17 protein-coding genes and 2 pseudogenes are annotated in these 21,113 nt (G+C 54.2%); 11 read left to right on the top strand and 8 right to left on the bottom strand.

Annotated elements, in window-relative coordinates:
- Nucleotides 1-100: 100 nt before the first annotated feature.
- Nucleotides 101-229 carry an AbrB/MazE/SpoVT family DNA-binding domain-containing protein gene (locus HKK80_RS11390; protein ID WP_411799720.1) on the top strand — a complete coding sequence of 43 codons (129 nt, stop codon included), beginning with the start codon at nt 101-103 and terminating at the stop codon, nt 227-229.
- Complete coding sequence (locus tag HKK80_RS11385; RefSeq protein ID WP_411799719.1) at nt 229-1,467, top strand: RNA-guided endonuclease InsQ/TnpB family protein; 1,239 nt, start codon at nt 229-231, stop codon at nt 1,465-1,467. Before HKK80_RS11390 ends, HKK80_RS11385 begins: the two co-directional genes overlap by 1 nt.
- 154 nt (nt 1,468-1,621) lie before the next feature.
- On the opposite strand, the gene HKK80_RS11380 is transcribed toward HKK80_RS11385, so the two are convergent.
- The 4 genes from HKK80_RS11380 to HKK80_RS11365 all read right to left on the bottom strand — a co-directional run bounded on the left by HKK80_RS11380 (nt 1,622) and on the right by HKK80_RS11365 (nt 2,670).
- Nucleotides 1,622-1,786, bottom strand: coding sequence for a hypothetical protein (locus tag HKK80_RS11380; RefSeq protein ID WP_411799718.1), 165 nt, complete (start codon nt 1,784-1,786; stop codon nt 1,622-1,624).
- 92 nt (nt 1,787-1,878) lie between these two features.
- On the bottom strand, nt 1,879-2,136 hold the full coding sequence (locus HKK80_RS11375; RefSeq protein ID WP_411799717.1) for a hypothetical protein: 258 nt from the start codon (nt 2,134-2,136) through the stop codon (nt 1,879-1,881).
- 78 nt (nt 2,137-2,214) lie between these two features.
- Nucleotides 2,215-2,403: a hypothetical protein gene (locus HKK80_RS11370; protein WP_411799716.1), complete on the bottom strand. Its 189-nt coding sequence runs from the start codon at nt 2,401-2,403 to the stop codon at nt 2,215-2,217.
- 3 nt (nt 2,404-2,406) lie between these two features.
- Nucleotides 2,407-2,670, bottom strand: coding sequence for a hypothetical protein (locus tag HKK80_RS11365; RefSeq protein WP_411799715.1), 264 nt, complete (start codon nt 2,668-2,670; stop codon nt 2,407-2,409).
- A 530-nt stretch (nt 2,671-3,200) separates the two neighbouring features.
- Between HKK80_RS11365 and HKK80_RS11360 the strand changes: the two genes are divergently transcribed.
- The 9 genes and pseudogenes from HKK80_RS11360 to HKK80_RS11320 form a co-directional block, all read left to right on the top strand.
- The gene (locus HKK80_RS11360; RefSeq protein ID WP_411799714.1) at nt 3,201-3,392 is read left to right on the top strand and encodes a hypothetical protein; all 192 of its coding nucleotides are present in this window, start codon (nt 3,201-3,203) and stop codon (nt 3,390-3,392) included.
- Between the two features lie 102 nt (nt 3,393-3,494).
- Nucleotides 3,495-8,561: a surface glycoprotein gene (locus HKK80_RS11355; RefSeq protein ID WP_411799713.1), complete on the top strand. Its 5,067-nt coding sequence runs from the start codon at nt 3,495-3,497 to the stop codon at nt 8,559-8,561.
- Between the two features lie 150 nt (nt 8,562-8,711).
- The gene (locus HKK80_RS11350) at nt 8,712-9,683 is read left to right on the top strand and encodes a hypothetical protein (protein ID WP_411799712.1); all 972 of its coding nucleotides are present in this window, start codon (nt 8,712-8,714) and stop codon (nt 9,681-9,683) included.
- A 76-nt stretch (nt 9,684-9,759) separates the two neighbouring features.
- Nucleotides 9,760-12,081, top strand: a complete 2,322-nt coding sequence (locus tag HKK80_RS11345) for a hypothetical protein (protein WP_411799711.1) — start codon at nt 9,760-9,762, stop codon at nt 12,079-12,081.
- Between the two features lie 113 nt (nt 12,082-12,194).
- Nucleotides 12,195-13,091 carry a hypothetical protein gene (locus HKK80_RS11340; protein WP_411799710.1) on the top strand — a complete coding sequence of 299 codons (897 nt, stop codon included), beginning with the start codon at nt 12,195-12,197 and terminating at the stop codon, nt 13,089-13,091.
- Nucleotides 13,092-13,453: 362 nt separating this feature from the next.
- Nucleotides 13,454-16,270, top strand: coding sequence for a BGTF surface domain-containing protein (locus HKK80_RS11335; protein ID WP_411799709.1), 2,817 nt, complete (start codon nt 13,454-13,456; stop codon nt 16,268-16,270).
- Between the two features lie 524 nt (nt 16,271-16,794).
- A pseudogene (locus tag HKK80_RS11330) lies at nt 16,795-16,983 on the top strand (IS6 family transposase); the annotation flags it as partial.
- A 78-nt stretch (nt 16,984-17,061) separates the two neighbouring features.
- Nucleotides 17,062-17,889, top strand: a complete 828-nt coding sequence (locus HKK80_RS11325) for an IS5 family transposase (RefSeq protein WP_411799708.1) — start codon at nt 17,062-17,064, stop codon at nt 17,887-17,889.
- Between the two features lie 39 nt (nt 17,890-17,928).
- Nucleotides 17,929-18,390 (top strand): annotated as a pseudogene (locus HKK80_RS11320) (DDE-type integrase/transposase/recombinase); the annotation flags it as partial.
- A gap of 23 nt (nt 18,391-18,413) precedes the next feature.
- Here HKK80_RS11320 and HKK80_RS11315 read toward each other — a convergent pair.
- The 4 genes from HKK80_RS11315 to HKK80_RS11300 form a co-directional block, all read right to left on the bottom strand.
- The gene (locus HKK80_RS11315; RefSeq protein ID WP_411799707.1) at nt 18,414-18,950 is read right to left on the bottom strand and encodes a hypothetical protein; all 537 of its coding nucleotides are present in this window, start codon (nt 18,948-18,950) and stop codon (nt 18,414-18,416) included.
- A gap of 681 nt (nt 18,951-19,631) precedes the next feature.
- A complete protein-coding gene (locus HKK80_RS11310; protein ID WP_411799706.1) occupies nt 19,632-19,907 on the bottom strand; it encodes a hypothetical protein in 276 nt (91 codons plus the stop codon).
- A gap of 3 nt (nt 19,908-19,910) precedes the next feature.
- Nucleotides 19,911-20,285, bottom strand: coding sequence for a hypothetical protein (locus tag HKK80_RS11305; protein WP_411799705.1), 375 nt, complete (start codon nt 20,283-20,285; stop codon nt 19,911-19,913).
- Between the two features lie 36 nt (nt 20,286-20,321).
- The gene (locus HKK80_RS11300) at nt 20,322-21,113 is read right to left on the bottom strand and encodes a cytochrome bc complex cytochrome b subunit (RefSeq protein WP_411799704.1); all 792 of its coding nucleotides are present in this window, start codon (nt 21,111-21,113) and stop codon (nt 20,322-20,324) included.

Below are 21,113 nucleotides of genomic sequence, written 5' to 3'. Positions count from 1 at the left end.
CGCGATGTATCGGCTGACAAGGTGACTACCTCGGGGCTTGACCCCGAGGCTGAAGCCGACAATAAGTAGATTTAATAACAACCAGTATTAATAGATAATAATGAGTAGTATGGAATGCTATCCAGACCTCAGACAGAACGGACAAGTCACCATCCCTGAAGAAGTACGAAAAGGGTTAGACCTCGAAGCAGGCGATCAACTGAAACTCACCGTCGAAAAGCTAGATTAATGCAGACAACGCTTCGCTTTCGGGCGTATCTCTCCGATGCGGTCGCTAGCGAAGCATGGCGACAGATCGACATTCTCCGACAAATCCGTAACCACGCAGTGCGGGATTACTACAAGTCAGAGTACAACGACCGACCAACGGAGTTTGACCAGAACAACAAACTCAACGACTGGACGGACCAGTGGCCGACCTTCGCAGAACCATCACAACACGCCGCACAGCAGGCAATTGGGCAAATTCACAGTGACTTAGAAGGCCTAGAAGAACGCCGAAACAAGGGCTATGATGTGGGTCGGCTTCGGTGGCAAGGTCGTGGTGAATTTCGGTCGGTGTCGTACAATCAATCCAGCCGCTTCAACGTGGATCACAACACGGGCGACGACCGATTCGTGCGACTCCGACTCGAAAAGATTGGCTGGTTCAACATCCGAGCGAATCGGCCTGTTCCTGACGCCGACGAGATTAGCGAAGCGATCCTGAAAAAACAGAAGACCGGCGAATGGTATCTCTCGCTGGTTGTTGAGGTAGATGAAACGCCGGAAAAGCCAGCCCTCAGTGAGATTGAGCCACAGGATTGTGTTGGTGTCGATCTCGGCATTACCAGCTACATCCATACCTCAGACAATCTCACTGTTGGAACGCTGGATCTCTCCGATGAATACGAGCGATTACGCCGCGAACAGCGAAACCTGAGCCGCAAGGAACACGGCTCAAGCAACTGGGAGAAACAACGGCGACAGGTCGCCAAAGCCAAGCGGAAGATTAAGCGGCGCGTCAAAGACTTCCAGCACAAACTCACAACGTGGTTAGTCACAGAATACGATCTTGTGGCGGTCGAAGATTTGAACGTAAAATCGATGTTGGAAACGCCACAGAACGCCAAGAATAAACAAGACGCCGCATGGTCGCGTTTTCTTGACTTGTTAGAGTACAAGGCCGATCTCCACGGTACGCACGTCGTTCAGGTTGACCCAGCCGGGACAACCAAAGAATGCGCCAGTTGTGGCGTAGCCACAGACAAGCCGCTGTGGGTGCGAGAACACAGCTGTCCGGCCTGTGGTCATACCCAAGACCGTGACCTCAATGCCGCGAAGAATATTCTCAATCGAGGACTGAAGCAGGTAGGAGCGGGACGCTCCGAATCAACGCCCATGCAGACTGCACTCCCTGCGTCGTCGTCTCAGCGAGAGGCTGTCGATGCAAAGTGCGTCGTTGAAGTGGGAAGCCTCCGGGCTTGACCCGGAGGTAGTTCACACGAAACTGGTGGGGAAGCTTGATTCGATTGACGAGTCAACTGAGGGTGACCGTCGTCGCCTCCAGAAGTTTCTATGGATTGATGTCTATTCGCGCTAACACAAGAGAATGTCTCCGTTGAGTTCGGTTCTGCTGATTTCACTCGCCACCGTCTGGGATCGGCTTGTCAGCTCGATAGTCTTCAGAGTCACCGCCAAAGTCCGCTGCGAGATCTTCACGCACCGCTTGCCGTAGTGCTTCAATATCCTCTCGAAGCGCCTCGATATCTTCGTCAGTCATCGGTGTCGTCTGATCTCGTGCCATTCTTCGAATCTCCGTCCGAAACTTACGACGTTGTTGGATAAATGGTCTTCGGCCCGATCAAGCGCACGTTTCGCTGGCATCGGTGGGTCGACCTACTCCGTTCTATACGTTTTGTCATCGCGGTAGATGTCGATATGAACACCCTCCTCGCTAACATCATGGCCGAATTCGCTTTCGATGTCGTGATCGTACCGAACAACGAAATGCCACTCGCCTTCGTGTTTGTATTCCAACTGGACGACGAAACGCGTAATCTCAGTCTGCGTCCGATTGTATCCTAACCGCTTGCGTGCACAATGTGAAACGGGAGTCTCGTATTCACGATCATACTCCCGCGGAGAATCCTCCATTTGTATTGAGGCTTTGGGCAACAGTAAAATAAATCTGCGGATCGCTCAAGAACGGTGTTCCCAGCGTCGTCGTATATTTTATTTGTCGTCGTACTTATCAGCGTCTGGCAACCCGGTCGGAACGAGATTCTCGAAGACACATTGCAGGAACAGCCGGTTTCGTTCTGCTTCCGGGATATCGTCCGGCTGGGCAACTTCGTAGGCGCATTTGCTCAGGATGTAGGCTAGAACTGCTGGCGGAACACCAAAGATCGTCGGATCGACCACGGGTTAGGAGGATAGTAGTTCGCGTTCCTCGTCGCTCGGTTCGGGCGCGTCGGCACCGGCTTCGACTGAGAATTCGCGCATTGCTGTCACTTCGCGGTGTAACTCGTCGTTGGGGCGGTCGATGGTGTCGAACGCAGCCTCGATATCGCCAGCGCGGGCGTGCTGGATGAAGGCGACCGGATCTTCGGACGCGCCAAGCAACCGGAAGAGTGTGGCAACGGCCTGAAACGCCGCTGGTGTGCGTCCGAAGTGGTCTGTGAGGCTCATATTTGTTTGAAGGTGTAGGATGGGTATAAAAATTGCTACGGAACTGTCTTGATCGCAACTCGCAGTCGACGACCGTATGTTTCGCTCGATCTTCGAGCGTTCGTCGGCGGCCGCCCCGTCCGACCCCGCGCCCGCCCGCCGCCGAGTGGTCGGTAGGCACTGTTTACCACCCCGATTCGCGGTCGGTCGTCCGCCGGGCGACAGCGGCCTGTGCGCGCCACCGAAACGTCCCGGCGATCGTTTTTCGAGAGGGCTCTATAACACACTACTGAGTACTTTATGACTCTATTAGAGATACGTAACGACAAGTCTACGACAGCACTGTTATGTGTAGTATGGTTCGATCAACAGTCGCCCGGTAATTTGCAGTGGTAACAACAAGATTTATTATATACCCCGAAGGAACACTCCGTCGGAGTGACACCCTAACAGATGCACGGCACAATTCGGCCGTATAGGCAGACAACTACAGTTTCACACGGATCAGCGACCGGGTTCCGCCGGACGCGCGTGAGTACGACGCGACAGCCATGAGTACAGAGATGACCGCGTCAGACGACGACGGCGGAGACGACGTAACCCGGACGACGATCAAAGTCGACGATGCGGTGTGGCGTCGTGTTCGATCGGAGGCGATCCGTGAGGATAAGAAGGTCTCGGAGCAGCTCGAAGCGATCCTTCGAGAGTACTTCGGGGTCGATGACGATGAGGACGATGCGTAAGATTATGGTAGAACACACAACAGCCGGTGATTCCGGCACGAAGCGTACAGCCCAATCGAGTAGTTATGTGGGCGCGGCTAGCCCACCTGGGGAGGTGAGAACATGAGTGGTAATAGACTCAAGCAAGGTCGTGCGATCTTCCTTGCGGCGATTATGATTATCTCTATGTCCGCAGTTGGCTTTGCCGGGAGTGCGGCGGCGGCTGTGGACAGTATTGATTCTGCTAGTGCTGAAGATGTGGATGTTGCAGGAGATACTGCAACGCAGACACTTACGCTCTCAAGTGTCGACAACGACGATACAACTGAGACAATCACTGTAGATCTCGGGAGTAATATCATTACTGATGCAGAGGTGACAGCCGATGGTGGCCACGAGGCAAGCGTCACCACTGACTTCAGCGATCCACAGTCGGCGTTCGACATCGAACTCGCGGACAACAACGTATCATCTGATGATATCGAAGTAGACATCACACATGATGTCAGTGGTCAGAGTTCCTCTGACTCAACTGATGCCCTAAGCTATACTGTCGGTGTGACCGATGGTAATCAGGGAGATCTAACATCTACTTTCACGTTTGTTGATACCAGTGAGCCGGTTCAGCTATTCGACAGTGAAGATAACGTCATCTTCACTGACGACAATATTGGCGACGCGCTCTCTGAGGCTTCTGCCGACCAAACTATTGAAGTTGACGCCAATGGCGGCCCCTACGAAGAGCAGGTGACCGTTGATAAGGACGTGACGCTGGAGTCAGTCAATGGTCAGGCAACGATTACTACCCAAACGACAAATAATAATGGTGGTGCCGGAGTCCCCACCGTCAAAATCACTTCTGACGGTGCGGAAATCTACGGCTTCGAAATCATAAGTCAGGGGGACGATGAAAGCTCGCTCTTCAGTCAGAGCCTCCAAACTGAGGATGTGAGTGATATCCATATCGAGAACAACCTGTTGAGTGCGACCAATCTCGATAATGATGATGCACCAGAGCGTCAGGGCGGCCTTCTCGTCCAGGCTGGTAGCACTGGTGTTTCGAACATTACAATCCAAGACAACGTTGTTGATGGGTCTGGCGCAGGCATCTACACGGATGCTGACGGCCAAGATATCGACGAACTCACCGTTGACGGCAACGATGTGACGAACGTTCGAGCTGATGCTGAGTTCGCACTCTCAACTCGAAACGATGGCACTATCGGAACTGTCAACGGTGAATCCGAAATCAACGCACAGATTCAGGCAGTTGTGAACAACAACCCCGGAATTGACACAACGGCCCCGATCGGCGTCTCTCCTGACCCCGACACGGTTGTTGGCGGTCAAGAAACGACTGTGGATGTCTCTCTTTCCGGTGTCGCTGATGATGCGTCTGTCAACTACGCGTTGACGACTGGCTCCAACGGAGACAATATCCAGCAGACCGGCAGTACTGACGCAGGTCAGACAACGGTCTCGCTCACCAGCTCGTTCAATAGTGGTGAGAACTACTTCTTCAACGTGAGTCGAACCTCGTCAGCAGTGGATCTCAATACTCCCAGCAACGTTGGCGGAAGCGCAGAGATCACCGCCGAAGTGCGGAACGTCACGCAGGATGTTACCGTTGACGGGAATGCAGTCTACAACCAGACGGTGACTATCAACGGCACGCTCGTTGATGTGAACGGTGATCCCGTCGAGGGTAATTCGATGGAGCTTGTGAATCCTGATGAAAACCCGCAAGCAATCTCCACCACCAACGGTGACGGTGACTTCGAGTTTACCAACGTTGATCTGACCGACGGTGGTGACTGGAAGATTAACGATACGACGACCGGTGGAGATGCAGACACCGTTGAAACGATCGAAGTTGCACCCGCCGATGCGACCGTCTCGGTCGAAGCGGCAGGTAATAACCTGCGCAACTTCGAAGAAACCTACACGATCAACGCGACCAGTGAAACTGGTGCCGCTCTGGCGGACTTCAGCAACGCTGAATCTCCCGGTAATAACGTCATCAACGTGACTGGCCCCTTCTCGGATTACTCCATTAGCGAAGGTACCGAACAGGCCAGCGGTGACGACGGCGAGGGGAACACGACCTGGATTCGGGTTGATCCGTCGACTGACGGTGGCGATGGTGTTGTGATTACGGCAACGCCGACGCTGGAGACCGAGGAAGTTTCCACCCAACTTGAAGTCTACAACGGGTCTGACTGGACCGAAGGGTACGAGGCTGACGAAGATTGGGCTGGTACCGGTGCTGATGCACCAGACCTCGTTGGGAGTGACTCGATTGCCACGCAAGATTCTGACGCGGACCTTCTTGTTAGCGTCCCGGCAGATAACATCAAAGTCAACGGACCGGCTGACACTGACGATCCGGTCTCCTTCGATGTTGAAGTGGTCGGGGGCGACAACAACCCGCCAGCAGATAGCAATTCGCTGGTCAACGCGACAGTGACGATCAGTGCTCCTGACATTGGCATCGAAGAGGAGAGCATCTTCATCGATGGCGGAGATGAGGGCGAAACCGGCCCGAGTGTCACGTTCGACAGCTTGAATCCGGAACAGGCTGGTGAAGTCTCCATCGACGTGACGGCTAACAAGAGCGACGGGACAGAAGTCACCGATTCGCAAACGCTGACTGTCGTCGGTGACAACTACAACAACCTGAGCCCGACCCAACCCACCAACGACGATTCCCGGCAGGACGTGAGCCTGCAGGTGACGAACGCCGATGGAACACCGCTGAACAACCGTATCGTCGAACTGACCGGTGTGACGTTCAACGTCAGTTCGCCTGAGACTGGCAACGCCTACGAGACCTCCAACACGCTCGCGATCAACGGGCCGGAAGGCAAGGTCTTCGTAGATGGCTATGACAGCGACGATAGTGGAACGGCTGTCCAAGACATCGGATCTGTGAACAACGGTGAATATACCGCCGAGAACGTCTCGTTCGACACTACTGGTGACATCAACCTGGAAGTCGCCAACAGTGCGTACGACGACAGCCGGGTTGATGAAGCAGCTGCGATCTCGGTCACTGGCGTTGAAGCCTACGAGGTGTCGTCGAACCGCTCGACGGCTCTCGCAGGTGCTGACGAGCCGCACACGCTGACCATCACCGAAGACGGAGCAGCCGTCAACGGCAGCGCGCTCAACGACTTCACCGTTGACGTGACCAACGGCGACACGACGACTGAAATCGCCTCGCCGACCGTCGTTGACACGAATGACGACAACACGGAAGACGCGCTTGAAATCAACGCGGCGGCGACGAACGCGAGTGCGCCGCTGAACATCTCGGTCACTGACGACAGCTCCAGCACGGGTCAGACGACGCTTGATGTTGCTGCACCCGCTGTGACGGCAGCCGTCAACGACCGCGAAGGTGATATCCTGACCGAGGGTCTCAACTCGACGGTCGATTACACGGTCGAAGACCCGCGTGACGGCTCCGCGTTCGCTGACGGTACTGTCACTGTCGAGGCAGTTAACGCGACCTTCGAAGTTGACAATGACCAGGACGGAACCGCCGAAGCGACGCTAAGCGACGGTGATGAGTACGACATCACGCTCGATGAGGACGGACAGAACACGTCCTACATCAGCGTCCAGGAGCTTGCTGACGACGCCGACTCGCCGGCACTGCTCCACAACGCACGAACCGCAGACGCCAGCATCGGTGCTGGTGACGTGGAACTGCCGGTTGGAAGCCCGAGCATCTTCCTGTTCGAGAACGGCGAGCGAGCGGACGTACCCGCAACCGTCGAACCGAACAGCGAGGTTGACTACACGTTCGAAGTGGTTGACGCCAACGACCGGAACCTCCCGCTCGATGGTGTTGGGTTCAGTGCTACCGGTGCTGGCCTCACCGAGGCTACAACTCTTGATGAAGGATTCGCCAGTGTCAGCGGTGAGGTCGACTCTGGCACGATCGATCTCGTGATCATCGATGATGTCGGGCCCGTCAATGTCGGCAGCATCGACGCACTCGACACAGCCGACCTGAACCTGACGGCTGACGCCGAGTCGGTCGAGCAGAACGGATCCATCGAATTCGAGCTCACCCGGAGCGACTTTACCAGTGAGACGAGTGGTCAGCTGAACATCACCGACGCATCTGGTGAGGAAGTCACGACAACCCCGATCGACGGGATTGAGAGCGTGACCTTCGATACTGACACGTACGAGCCCGGCGAGTACACGGTCGAGGCGACGAAGGAGTCGACATCGTCGACAGCCTTCAACGCGTCCTCGGTCGACGTGACCGTTGAGGCAGCCGACGAGCCAGGCGACACTGGCTCCCTGACGTTCAACGACCAGACACTCGGCGCTGACGGCGCTGTCACCGTCGAGGATGTCTCGACCGGTCAGAACTCGACGGTTGTTGTCACGTACGCCAACGGTAGCAACGAAGAGGTCGTTGCTGGCGTGTCCGCTGCCAACAACCTCGCCGGTGAGAACGTCTCGGTTGACATCGAAGACACTGGTGGCTTCCCAGGCGATCACACCGCGTGGGTCTTCAACACCAGTGACCTGCCGAGCGATCTCGGTATCGGAGCCAACGCCACGCCTGTCGCTGGCGCGGCACTCGACTCCGAGACCGCGACCATCAGCGAGGCAACCGGTGACACCGGTTCGCTGACGTTCAACGACCAGACACTCGGCGCTGACGGCGCTGTCACCGTCGAGGATGTCGCAACCGGTCAGGAATCGACGGTTGTCGTCACCTACCAGAACGATAGCGAGAACGTCGTTGCTGGAACGGCGACCGCCGACAACCTCGCCGGTGAGAACGTCTCGGTCGAAATCGAGGATACTGGTGGCTTCCCAGGCGATCACACCGCGTGGGTCTTCAACACCAGCGATGTCGAAGGTGTTGCCATCGGTGACGATGCGACGCCGGTCGCCGACCAGGCGCTCGACTCCGAGACCGCGTTCATCAGCCAAGCAGAGACCGGTGACGTACCGGACGAGCTCAACGCGACAGCCACCAACGCGGTTGTTGCATCGGCTGGCGTCGATGACTACACGCAGCTCTCGACGCTCGACACCCTCGATGCCTACGCCTCCTTCCTGGAGGACGGCACCGTTGGTGGCACACAGCTCGAGGGCTCACTCCCGATTCTCGACCTCTACGCCTACCAGCTCGAGAATCCTGACGAGTTCGGCAACTAAGATCACTCTCGACGGCCTCGCCGTCATCATGTGATCTCTCTCGGTTCGATTTTTATTGCACCTGACGCCCAGACCGACGTAACCGCTCTCTGATTCACAGTTCGGCTTATGTAGAAAACTACTAATAATCAGTAGTGCAACGGTTGTCCTATGTCGACCTATGGAAAACGTACCGTATTATTTATAACAGTCCTTGCAGCGATGATTCTCGCTTTTTCGGGTGGAGCTGCTGCTCAAGATACATCTCCCACGGATACCAATATCACCACAGAACTAGAAATCACCGTTAATGATAGTCAGAACGGTGAGGCGACCACAACAGTTCCACTGACAGTTGAGGATGCTGCGTCTGATGATCTACCGGCTGAACTTGACGCGACGACGGTCAACGCAGTCGTCGCTGACGCCGGTGTCGACGACTATACACAGCTGTCGACAACCGACATTCTTGATGCCTACAGCTCGTATCTCCAAGGTGATACTATCGGTGGTAGTCAACAAATCACAGCTTTGCATCTTCTTGATTTCCACCAGTACGCACTCCTTCACCCTGACGAGTTCGAGGACTTTGATGAGACAGCTGCTGGCCAACCCTCATTTTCTGTCGCAGACCAGACTGTTAGCCCGGAGGGTGGCCAGGTCAGTATCGACCATGATGGGGCCGATGCGTATCTGCAAATCCACCACGAAACCCTCTCGGCAGGCTGGTCAGTTGAGCGTCCGGCCTCCGCGACCGGAAACAGTGATGAAACAGCGTGGACTGGAAGCGTACCGAATCCAGCTACTATCACTCTGGTTCCGGATGGCGACGCCTCAACTGGAGAAACAGTTGAACTCACGGTAATTATCGATGATGAGTCTAATCAAGAGACATTTAACGTCACTATCGAGGATACTACATCTGGTGACGTACCGGCTGCGCTTGACGCGACGACAGTCAATGCGGTTGTTGCTGAGACTGATGGTGCCAGTGACTACACACAACTTGAAACCCTTGACATTCTCGACGCGTATGGCTCGTACCTTGAGGATAATACCGTTGGCAACACAGAGTTAGATAGCTCGATTCCGATTCTTGATTTATATGCCTACGCAATTAAAAATCCTGGTGAATTCCAGTAGATATTACTACACTTCGTCTAATCCTATTTTGCCTCTTTTATCAGGTTTATTTACATTACGTAGAATGTAATGCTTGATGTTTGACGATATAACCAGACGAACACTGTTGGGGAGTGTCGGGAGTACAGTTGCGTTTACAACGCTTTCTGCATCTGGAGTAAGTGCGACCAACACTGAGTCTTCGACACCATCGACTCCGGGTGATGGTAACTCGCTGGATACAGTTGGGTTTACCAGTACCGGCCCGCCGTCGATCGCTGTTTCATACGAGCAGTTCGCTGCGAACCAGCACCGTACGTCGGATCAGGTTTCAGTTTCAGAATCGACTGACACCGTGCTCACCGTTGGTGATCCCAACTCCGGCTCACTTGCACGCGGTGAAACGATCAACCTCTGGGCCGGCCGAGTGGATACAAGCGGTGCTGGTGCGACTGGAGTTCCGAATGCGGAACTTGCTCTCACTGTTGAGCGACCTGATGGACAGACGGATGAGTTCACTAACGTGACCAACGATGACGGGAATGTTGTCGTTCCGTACTCTTCGACCGCAATCCCTGGTGAGTATCAGGTGACGGTTACCGGCCCTGACAACGCTACCACATCTGATATGTTTACTGTTGGGCCTGTGTTGGAACCAATGACACAAAGTGGTCGTGCACGCCCTGTCCTACGTAATGATACTGCCACGTTTCGGTTCCTGTTGCGGGAGGCGCAGTCGCCGATCTCCGGAAAAGAGGTCACACTAACGCTATCCCAGGATGGCTCAGAGATCGACCAAACGACGGTTCAGTCTGACAGTGACGGATTTGTGACCTACACCGATACGCCACAGGAGACTGGTGATCGAACGATTGAGGCAGCTACAACCTTCACCGATGATAGCGGGTCACTCTCGTTGACCGCGTCTACCTCCTACCCGGTGAGTAAGATCGGCTACGAATACGATTTCTTTGATTTGGATGAAACGACCGCCGGCAGCCAAACTGGTCAAGGTGGCCGAATCTGGACTGCTGACGGGCCGCTATCCAATACTGAGATTCAACTGTCCTACACCAATGAAGAGGATACTATCGAGATTACAGAAACGACGACGACCGATGAACATGGTTTTTTTGCTGTGCAGTTCGCGGCCCCAACCGATACCGATGAACTAGCTGTTTCTGTTGCGACCGCTGATGGGCGAAGTGCTGCGTTGGGTACGTTTGCGGAATCGGTCGATGTTGAGGAGCCTCCTGCTGAGAGTTCACCCGATCCTGTCAACGTTGATGTTTCATTCGACAACTTCAGAACACCTCCGGGAACGACTGCCAGCGTTGAAATTAGTGTTACAGATGCTGACGGGACGCCAATTACTGATGAATCAGTTACCACCATTGCAAGATACGACTACGGTGGCGATGCAGTACCAGTAACAGCTGACACAGTTGTGACCGACAGTGAGGGCCAAGCGACCCTTGAGATTACGGTTCCAAACGACGCGCCAGCAAATGAGCGTTTGAACGTGACTGCGACAGTCAGTCAAAATGGAGATCAGTTCTCCGGTGATGATGGTACAACGATCGAGAAATTTGATATGTATACCGACCCTAGTTTAGATACTGGGGCGATTGAACTGGAGTTGGATGTTACAGATGCCGCGACCGATACTCCTGTTTCTGGGATCAATAGCTTCAATGATATTCAGTATGTTAGTGGCAGAACCGGCTCAATAACAGGACAACGACTGACCAGTAGTAGTGATGGAACTGATCTACAAACGGCTCAAGTTCCTGATGATATCTCGTATATGGTTGCGATGAATACAGTCTCAAAACAACAGGACAATGGCGGGTTCTCCGTGTATCGTGGCTACGATTATCCAGGAGAAATATCAGCTAACGTTGATGGGGAGTCAATAAATGCTGGATCAACGGTTTCGTTCACATATGAAGCCGAAGCAGCATCAGTTAAGGGGTTACTGTATGGGCAAATCGGAAGCGTACCTGTCGCTACAACCTTTGATACTTCTGTTGAAAACCCCTCAATTACCCTTCCTGAAAATATCTATGCTGACAGCTTGGATGTTCGTGTCTGGGGTGTTGGCTCTGATGGGGGTCTATACAGTGGTTCCACTAGTATCGACCTCGATTCAGGAGGTGGATCTGACTCACCGGATGAGAACCCTGATGAGGGAACGGATACCAATATTCCCTCGGAGCTTGATTCACAGGCTGTTACTGCTATCGTCGAAGAAGCTGGGGTTAACAGTTATCAAGATCTTGATGGCCTTGCCATTCTTGATTCGTATACGGCTTATCTTTCGAACAATGGAACGGTCGGTGGCACGCAACTAGAGAGCTCCCTCCCAATTCTCGATGTATATACGTACTACTTAGAGAATCCATCTGAATTCAACTAATCGCAAAGCTGCGTCTTACTCTTCAAATAGTGGTCGATGTAAGCCAGTGAGCAAGATTGGATCGAGCTCATAATAGCCACATAATTTAATACAGTGTCGACGTAGACAGAGGTATGGCATCCAAGATACGACCACGTACAGTACTCCTGCTTACGATTGCCGTCGCAGTACTCAGCATCAGCTTTGCTGGTGGTGCTGCCGCACAGGCGTCGTTCACCGTTGAGGATCAGACGATTGCTCCTGACGGTGGCCAAATCAACGTCAGCCACAACGGTGCGGATGCATATCTCCAGATCGACCATTCGACCCTGCCAGCAAATTGGACGGTCGAACGACCTGACGCTGCACAGGGGAATGTAGACGAAACTACGTGGTTCGGTGGTGTACCGAATCCGGCCATGATTACGGTAATCCCGGACGGTGAAGCATCCATCGGCGAGACAGTCGAGTTCACGGCGACAATCGATGATGAGGGCAATCAGGATACATTCAACGTCACTGTTTCCCCGGATCCGATCTCGTTCTCCGATCAGGAGATCGCTGCTTCCGGTGGGACGGTGAGCGTTGACAGCAAAGACGCCGAGTCGTACGTCCAAGTCGATCTTTCCAATGTGCCGGATGGGTGGGAAGTAACCAACCCAGATCCCGAGACGAACTACAATACAGAGGAGATCGCGTGGACATCACCGGCTGCCGAGACGCTCAGCTTTGATATCACGCCGCCGGATGACGTTGATGCGGCCGGCCAATCGATCGAATTTACTGGCACTGTTGACGATAGTTACCGACAGGATACGTTCACGGTTACGTTTGTTGAGACCCACGAGTCAGGGGTTTCACAGACGGTCGCCGATGCAGCTACATCACAGGGCAATGACGACCAACTTGATTCGCTTGACATCCTTGATGCGTACTCGACGTATCTTGAGACGGGCGAGGTCAACGGCAAGGAGTTCGACGACGGCCTTCCCTTCCTTGATCTCTATTCGTGGAAACTTGAGAATTCATAGACCGACACTCTGAACTAACCGAAGCAGTTGTACGATTTTTAGACGGTAACTCTTCTTGCCGAGTATCTGATTGCTTGATCACAGCCCACTCTGGCTCAATGCTGTGTTTGAGATGGCTGTGTCTGAATTACTTCCTCGAAATCGATTGCGAACGCTCCTGTTGTCCTCAGTTACGGTATCGATCTCTAACTGTGATCGCCTGCCGGTTGGTGTCAAACGACAGGTGCAAACAGAAAGTACTTACCGGACCCTTCTGAACGTACTTGCGTACAGGCTTGCGAAAGCAATAGCACACACTGTGCACGAAAGTAGAACAGCTGTTTGAACAACACGCGATTACGAACCTACGAACACAACCATACATGAACGATACATCGAAACGAATCAGTGCGACCTTCCTGTCTGTACTGATGATTCTCTCGGTGGCTGCTGTTGGGTTTGCGGCACCAGCCGCTGCACAAGAGTCATTCACCGTCGAGGATCAAGAGATCAGTACGGACGGCGGAGAGATCGAAATCAACCACAACGGTGCTGATGCATATCTCCAGATCGATCACTCCAGTCTCTCAGACGACTGGGAAATCGATCGTCCCGACGCTGCAAGTGGTAACGCAGACGAGACGACGTGGACCGGCGGCGTTCCGAATCCGGCATCAATCGGATTGACACCGCCGGATGACGTTGAGGATGGCGACACGTTCGATATCACGGTTACTATCGACGATAGTTCGAACCAAGAGACATTCACACTTACTGTTAGTGAGGATGCCTCTGGCCCAAGCTACACGCTTGACGGCGGCCCGGCACCTGTCGGCCAGTCGTTCAACCAGTACGCTAATCTCAGTGGTTCAATCGCCTGGCAGGGACAGGATATCACCGTCGATAGCGGTCTTCCAAACGGTGATATTCAACTTCGAGAGCGTATTGACACCGAGAACACCCGGTTGGCTGCAGAGTACAGCGTCAGCGGCGGTTCGCTGACCTTCGACACCGAGGATCGAGAAGGCGGTGACTACTACCTCACTACCGGCTCTCTGGATACCAACGATCAGGGGATTCCGACAGCGGGTGCAACCTTTGAAATCTCTGAGCAGAGTCTAACCGCTTCGTTCGATACGGATACTGTTACGCTGGAAGGACCTAACTCAGACGATGAGGACTTCGAGTTCGAGTCCAACCGATTCGAATACCCGATCAATGTCTCGACTGCCAGCGGCGACCTCGCTGCTGAGGATCTGGCCGACATCTTCGTCGCCGGCTCCTCGTTCACACTCGACACCTCGAACGTGGACGAGGATGACGACACGATCACCCTTGATGCTGTTGAGGATCGCGACGACTATGTCGTCGACTTCGAACAGTCAAACATTGACGCTGGCGAATACGAGTTCGTCTTCAGCGGCGCAGATTCGACCGCTGAAGATACCGACACCATCACGGTGACGGAATCCAACCAGGAAGCAGAGTTCACCGAGGGTGTCGAACAGCAGGCAGCCGGTGACGTTGCAGAGTTCAACCTCACACTTGAGGATACCAACGACGCGTTCGTCCAGATCGGCGGCGACGCCTCGAACTTCGTCGAGGTGCTGTACCTCGAAGAAGACGAGGATGGCCCGATGACCGTCGAGATCAACACGCGTCTGCTTGGATCCAGTGCTGCCTCCGATGCAGTCTACAGCACCGATAACGTGGACACACTCCACAGTGCCATCCACCAAGATCCCAGTACCGGGGATCGACTCGGTGATGTGCTTGCTAGTGGCGATGCAGGTGGCATTGCAGAGAGTGGGACAGACGGTCTCAAGCTCTTTGAGGACGATGGCCAAGCGATCAATAACGACTTCAACGACTACGTTGACAACATCGGCATTGCTGATGACGGTGCGAACCAGCTAACACGACCGCCGCAGCCAACTGACTACCAGATCGCTGTGGGTGGAACGAACAATGTTGATGATGCCGTGTTTGATGCTGACCCTGGTGGCGAGGCCAACAACCAGCTGGGCAGCATGACGCTTGAGCTGACACAGCCGCAAATCAACGGTGTCACGGTGCACACCGCACCTGAAGAGGCCGCAGACGATGAGACGGATGTCTCCGAACTCGTCAGCCTAGCGACACCGCGAGAAGAGATCGCTGTTGAAGACCGTATGATTGTCCAGTTCGAGGCTACTGGCATCTACGGCGGCATTGTTGCTAACGCAACGAACTACGACGACGACTTCGACTTCGATCGTCTGACGGATGATGGTGTAAGTACCCAGGTTCTCGACAACTACCTCGACACCTCCGATGAGGTTACTGTTGAGGTAGTCGCTGATGAGGACATCGGGAACCAGGAACCGCTCGAAGTTGACCTGACCGCATCTGACAGCGATACCTACCTCGTGCTCGATCAGGCTAACGATCAGTTCTTCCTGATCGCCGATACTAGCTCCGATGATGCGTTCGCCAACGGCGACGCACCGAGCGAGGATGAGGACTTCACGGCAACGATCGAATACGACGCCGACGAAGGTGATGATCGCTACGAGTTCGACAGCCCAGCTGAGGCTGGCGACAGAGCTGCCAATGCGTACCCAGCTCCGTTCAGTAGTTCTGATGCCAACTTCCCGTACCTCGCACAGGGCGATGTCATCAGTGAATCTGCTGGCCTGACGGTGGCTCCGCGCGCTATCAGCTTCGACAATCTGAACGAAGATGGTCAGCTCGAGGCACCTGCCGGTGAAAGTGCAGAAATCAGTGCAACGACGAATGTCGCCCCTGGCTCGGATGCTGAACTCCGCGTCACGTCCACTGACGCATCCAGTTCCTTCCGACAGGGCAACGATGTCAACATCACCGAAGACGGCTCGATCACGACAACCTTCGATCTGAGCGGTCAGGAAACCGGTGATGTCTTCGACACGAACTTCCGAGTTGAAGGAAGTGCTGTCGACAGTGTCGAGAGCGTTGTCGTCGAATCCGTTGATCAGGACGACGGTGAAGAGACCAACGAGACTGAGACCGATGACGGCGAAGAGATGGACGACGGCGAAGAACCCGCCGACGACGGTGAGACCAACGAGACCACCGACGACGGCGAGTCCACCGATGACGGAACGCCCGGCTTCGGTGCAGTCGTCGCCCTGATCGCGCTCATCGGTGCCGCCCTGCTGGCCGTCCGCCGTCAGGACTAACTGACGCGCTGACGTCCACTCGGGCTTCACTGACTTCTAACACCGGCCTCGTGCCGGCCTTCATTTTCGCTTATTTTCAACCGCTTAGCTGCAGCACGCGCTCATGAACACTGCCCGGCCCAATTTTATTGTTCAACCGTGGCTACTTTTGTGACTCAGTTGTAGCCGGGTTCCGTATCAGTACCAAACCTGTTATGATGTTCGTAATTAGTATGATTATTGGTCACTGTAGGCTCCCAGACTGATTTGAGTACGGCACTGTCTATCCAGCAATTTCAAAACAGCGACACATTCTCTCGAAAATAAGGCCTTTGGACAAGGTCGCACCCGAAACACATGAACAGGCGCGCTCGTTCCCTCAACCTTGCTTTACTCTCTGCGCGGCTTTGGAGATCATGAGTATTACTTACTACAACCTGTCTCACTGCCCAAACTCTGCCACAGACCGTATCGTAATGAGACTAGCCTTGTATCGGGCACTGTCTAGTTCAGTGAGCTTGAGCAATGAGTAGGCCAAGAGAGTGGTGACCACGACGCTCGCAGACCTGCTCAGGGAGACGATAGCCCTACTAGAGCAAGATGTTCGGGTGCGCCTTCACTTGATGGGATTGTCCCTGCGGGAGGTCATCGCTGTCTTGGATGTACTCGGGAGCGATCGCTCTCATGGATCTGTGTGGAACTGGACGTATGATTTCGCTGAAACACAACCTGACCGGCTGTGTTGAATCACTAGATGGTGCCGGGGTAGGTCGCTAAATCAAAGGTGTTGAAGCGGGAGGCTGCGAATGTCTATGACGCAAATCTCCCGCTTCATTAGCGAGATTGTCCCGATTTCTCAAAGAGTTACTGGCGATGGAGACGAATCCGCCGCCCCGGAAGGTGGCGGCGGATTCGCCGACTACGCCCTCGTTTCTCTCCATTGTCTACGGATTTACCTCAACACGTCCTACCGGATGACGATTGACCTCCTGAAGGAGATGCCACAAATAACGGGGGAGATCGGCCTTGACGCGGCCGATCTCCCCGCTCCATCCACGTTGTGTAAGGCGTTCGACCAGATTAGTATGAGTGTCTGCCGAGTGCTGCTGCGCCAGTCGGCGCAGCTGCACGATCCCTCAAAACACGGTGCCATCGACGCTACATTCTACGAACGCTCAGCTGCAAGTCGTCACTACTGCCAGCGAATCAGCTACCGCGTACAGAAACTGAAAGTTACGAAGCTCGTGGATACAGACTCTCAAGCCGTCCTTGACGTTCATTGTTCAACAAACCGGAAAGGAAGCGACGCAGACCTCGCCGAGCAGGTCGCCCGCCGGAACGCGGGCGATCTGCGGTCTCTCTCCGCCGACAAGGGATACGACAAGCAATCGCTCCGCGAATCCCTTCGTGACCTCGGGATTCGCCCACTCATCAAACATCGTATCTTCGCACCCTACGACCACGCGCACAACGCCAGAATCGACGAACAGCACTACAATCAACGCTCGATGACCGAGACAGTGAACTCGGCAGTCAAGCGCTCGCTCGGCTTCGCCGTGCGAGCGCGATCTTGGTTCCGTGAGTTCCGAGAAATCGCGCTGATGTGTGTCGTCTATAACATCAAGCGTGCTGTGAAATAGTGAATTCCACTGCTGTATGGCGATTCAACACAGCCACCTGACCCGGCGACGGTAGAGCCGTCGCGGGTCGCGGTTGACGAGAAACAAATTGAGGTTGCTGGTGAAGCAAAATGGCTCTACGCAGCCATCGACACGGAATTAAAATGTATTCTCGACATCGATGTGTACAGCCGCCGCGGGACTGGCCCTGCGGCGGTGTTTCTCCATCGACTTACTGAAGAACACGAAGTCGACGACACTGAATTTCTCGCCGACAGCATGTGCTACTGACTGCGTTAGCTCGGCCCAATCTGAGCGGTTCTCTTGACCACAATGATCACAACTACATCGAGAAATGGTTCCAAACCGTGACCATGCGAAATTGGCCGCTTTCACTCGATTTGGATGGGAGGTTTAGCCAACGCATGCTGCTGGCTGAGCTGATTCAAATATTACGATAACCGACAGCGACCCAATCAAGTCCCCGACGAGCAAACACCCGCTGAGGAGGTGCTCAACTAAACAGACTCATGTTCAATTAATATTTATTCACTGACTCTGCCTCTGAGTTCATCACCTGATATAGTTCTTAGATCGATGTATTCTTCGTCTCTTTCTTTTCCCTGAACAATAAGCTCAGAAGCATCTTCAATTGTGGTCTCGCTTGTTTCAGATACCTCTGGTATCTCTAGCTCAAAATCTTGATGATATGTCGCCGGCACTGTTTCCCATTGATTATCGGATCCAATACGTTCTTCTCCATTATACACGTTAATTCTAATATTGACCTCATTTGGATCTGTTCCTTGTTCTGTGGTATTGGTCGCCCTAATTTCTGAACTTAGTCCCGATGAAATTGTATATGAAAATTCCACCCAATTTAATTCAAAATTTGTTAGAGATTGGTTTTGTGTGGAATTCTCTTGATCTTGCTCTTGCTCTTGTTCTGTGGTTTGATTTTGTCCGTCCGTCTGTTCATCCGCTGGTTGGTTACTCCCACTACACCCAGCGATAGTCGTTATACCAATTACGACTGTTGCACCCGTTAAGACTTCTCGGCGGTTTACCATGTTCGGAATCATTCACTTAATCAATAATTAATTTATGGTTAAAATCGTGCAGTGTTCAAATGAAAATAGATAATAAAGTGGGCAACCAGAGTACAGGCTACAATCTTGGCAAAACGGGATATGAACTATGTCTTGATTCACGCTCTCATGGTGTAGCAGCGTTTCCATCGAGTCAATCTATCAAGTGACCGGTGACTCCTCTTGGAAACGCTCCACCGTTGGTGGGTTTTTGTTGGTTTCGAGGTGGTTACGACGGTATCAGTACTATCCTAATCGCTCACATTCAAACCAAATCAGTGTGTTCTGGATGTAAATCCCCCAACAATTAAGACCTATTAGTAATACTATGACTGTGTATGCCGAGCTCTCACACACAGATCCGTGTGAGCACCCGCGTGAAGCGGATTCTCGATCACCGTCGGCGTGCAGATGAATCGTACAACGATGTGCTTGAGCGTGTGCTTATCGGTACCGCTACTGATTCACCTGCCGAAACCTCCACTGAGTCGGATACGCGATCCGACCCCGTTTCTCTCCACCGAAAACGAGCAAAGCTACGGCGGAATGCATGGCCGTGGCGGTTGACGACCGACAATATAGATATTGACGACTAACAGGTTTCGATCGACGTGTTCTCGGTACTCCCTTGGCCGATTCAACTTGCGATATCTACTGATACTCCGCTCCGACTTCTCAGTTCGACTCGCCGTGCTCTTCGATCGCCGCTGCAAGCTCCTTGCCCGCCGGAATCAGGATCCAAAACGCAAACGCCCCCAGTAGCGCCGTCCAGAGGAACACATCGATCAGGAAGATCGAGATCGCATCAAAGACGTTCCCCGGCTCCGGCGGCGGCGCGATCAGCTGGTTGGTCATGAAAAACGACGGCGTCTGATACCAGCCCGCCAGCGTCATCCAGAGCAGCCCAGCACCGGTCAGAATGCCGAACCCTTTGATGAACTCATCGGCCATATCTCAGTGTTCGTCGGAATCCTCTTGAGCGTTTCCCATTCCCGGGGCCCGAAACCGGCTGCTGAGGACGAACACGCCGGTTCCGGCCGCCATGAGGCTCAGCCCGCCGATCGCTAACACCCCACTGAAGAGCTCCTGATCGACGCTGAGACCGACCCCCTGTAGTCCAGCCAACAGGAGTCGTCGCAGCACACTCACCTGTAGCGTCGCTGCGTCAATGAGAATAAACCCACTCAGAATACACGCGGTGGCGATCAGCGTCGAAAACACCGTGATCGTCTTATACAGCCGGATCGGGACGACAACATCCCGCCGGCCGGTTGCGGACTCCGGTGGTTCCGCCGGAGCAGACTCACCCGCGGCGTCCGAATCACTCATAGCGATACAACGGCGGCAGGGTATTTGATCCCGGCGTTATTTCGGCGGCCGCAGCATGTAGTACCGCCGGTTGAGGCCGTACATATACCCTTCACGCAGCGTCTTCAACAGCGCGTAGGTCATCACACCGAGGACAACCGGGCCGATGAAGGCGATGTTGAGCTGGAGTGCCAGCGGCAGCGGGATTAGGTTCTGGACAGCGATCGCGGCGATCGTAATCGCAAAGAACGCGCCGCCGGCGCCGAGCGCGGCCCAAAACGGCTGTTCGACCGGCCGTCGGGCACTCCCCTTGTTGAGGAACGGGAGGAAGGCGATCGCGCCGACAACGACAACGTTTGCGAGCACGCCGTAGAGCTGATCGGAGATCAGCTTTGCACCGTCAAGGACGGCCAGCCCGGGGTTTAGCGGATTGAGCTTCAGCAGGCCGAACGACCAGTAGAGATACCAGTCCGGCAGGATGATATCCGGCGTCGAACTCGGGTTGGCCGGCAGCTCAAGGCTCGGTGGCAACGCCGCCGAGATCAGTAGGATCATCCCGACGAAAAACAGCGAGATCGCCCCATTCCGGATGATCTCGTGTGGCCACGTCGGGAACCCCAACACGTCGCGTTCGACGTAGTCGGACTCCTCGCGGAGCTCCTGGTCTTCACGCCGGGCGCGCTCGAAGTACTCGTAGGTGAGCTGTGAGAGCCCGGTTTTGCGTTCCTTTCGTTCCTGCCAGGTTGGTGTTTCGTCATCCGGTGCGACGATGCCGGTCTCACCGCCGTCGGTGGCAGCCTCGCCGCCGTCAGTGCGTGTGTCGTCGGTGGTGTCGTCTGTGTTGCTCAT

Origin of the sequence: Halonotius sp. F2-221B, from assembly GCF_046719765.1 — an archaeon.
GTDB lineage: Archaea > Halobacteriota > Halobacteria > Halobacteriales > Haloferacaceae > Halonotius.
The sequence above is the reverse complement of the archived record's forward strand: the minus strand, read 5'-3'. Positions and strand labels throughout refer to the sequence as shown.

Excerpts from the sequence above, each read along its gene's own strand:
- HKK80_RS11325 (WP_411799708.1), top strand. The coding sequence starts at position 17,062 with ATGACGCAAATCTCCCGCTTCATTAGCGAGATTGTCCCGATTTCTCAA.
- HKK80_RS11380 (WP_411799718.1), bottom strand. The coding sequence starts at position 1,786 with ATGGCACGAGATCAGACGACACCGATGACTGACGAAGATATCGAGGCG.
- HKK80_RS11365 (WP_411799715.1), bottom strand. The coding sequence starts at position 2,670 with ATGAGCCTCACAGACCACTTCGGACGCACACCAGCGGCGTTTCAGGCC.
- HKK80_RS11300 (WP_411799704.1), bottom strand. The coding sequence starts at position 21,113 with ATGAGCAACACAGACGACACCACCGACGACACACGCACTGACGGCGGC.
- HKK80_RS11310 (WP_411799706.1), bottom strand. The coding sequence starts at position 19,907 with ATGGCCGATGAGTTCATCAAAGGGTTCGGCATTCTGACCGGTGCTGGG.
- HKK80_RS11350 (WP_411799712.1), top strand. The coding sequence starts at position 8,712 with ATGTCGACCTATGGAAAACGTACCGTATTATTTATAACAGTCCTTGCA.
- HKK80_RS11385 (WP_411799719.1), top strand. The coding sequence starts at position 229 with ATGCAGACAACGCTTCGCTTTCGGGCGTATCTCTCCGATGCGGTCGCT.
- HKK80_RS11390 (WP_411799720.1), top strand. The coding sequence starts at position 101 with ATGAGTAGTATGGAATGCTATCCAGACCTCAGACAGAACGGACAAGTC.
- HKK80_RS11345 (WP_411799711.1), top strand. The coding sequence starts at position 9,760 with ATGTTTGACGATATAACCAGACGAACACTGTTGGGGAGTGTCGGGAGT.
- HKK80_RS11360 (WP_411799714.1), top strand. The coding sequence starts at position 3,201 with ATGAGTACAGAGATGACCGCGTCAGACGACGACGGCGGAGACGACGTA.
- HKK80_RS11375 (WP_411799717.1), bottom strand. The coding sequence starts at position 2,136 with ATGGAGGATTCTCCGCGGGAGTATGATCGTGAATACGAGACTCCCGTT.
- HKK80_RS11355 (WP_411799713.1), top strand. The coding sequence starts at position 3,495 with ATGAGTGGTAATAGACTCAAGCAAGGTCGTGCGATCTTCCTTGCGGCG.
- HKK80_RS11335 (WP_411799709.1), top strand. The coding sequence starts at position 13,454 with ATGAACGATACATCGAAACGAATCAGTGCGACCTTCCTGTCTGTACTG.
- HKK80_RS11340 (WP_411799710.1), top strand. The coding sequence starts at position 12,195 with ATGGCATCCAAGATACGACCACGTACAGTACTCCTGCTTACGATTGCC.
- HKK80_RS11315 (WP_411799707.1), bottom strand. The coding sequence starts at position 18,950 with ATGATTCCGAACATGGTAAACCGCCGAGAAGTCTTAACGGGTGCAACA.
- HKK80_RS11305 (WP_411799705.1), bottom strand. The coding sequence starts at position 20,285 with ATGAGTGATTCGGACGCCGCGGGTGAGTCTGCTCCGGCGGAACCACCG.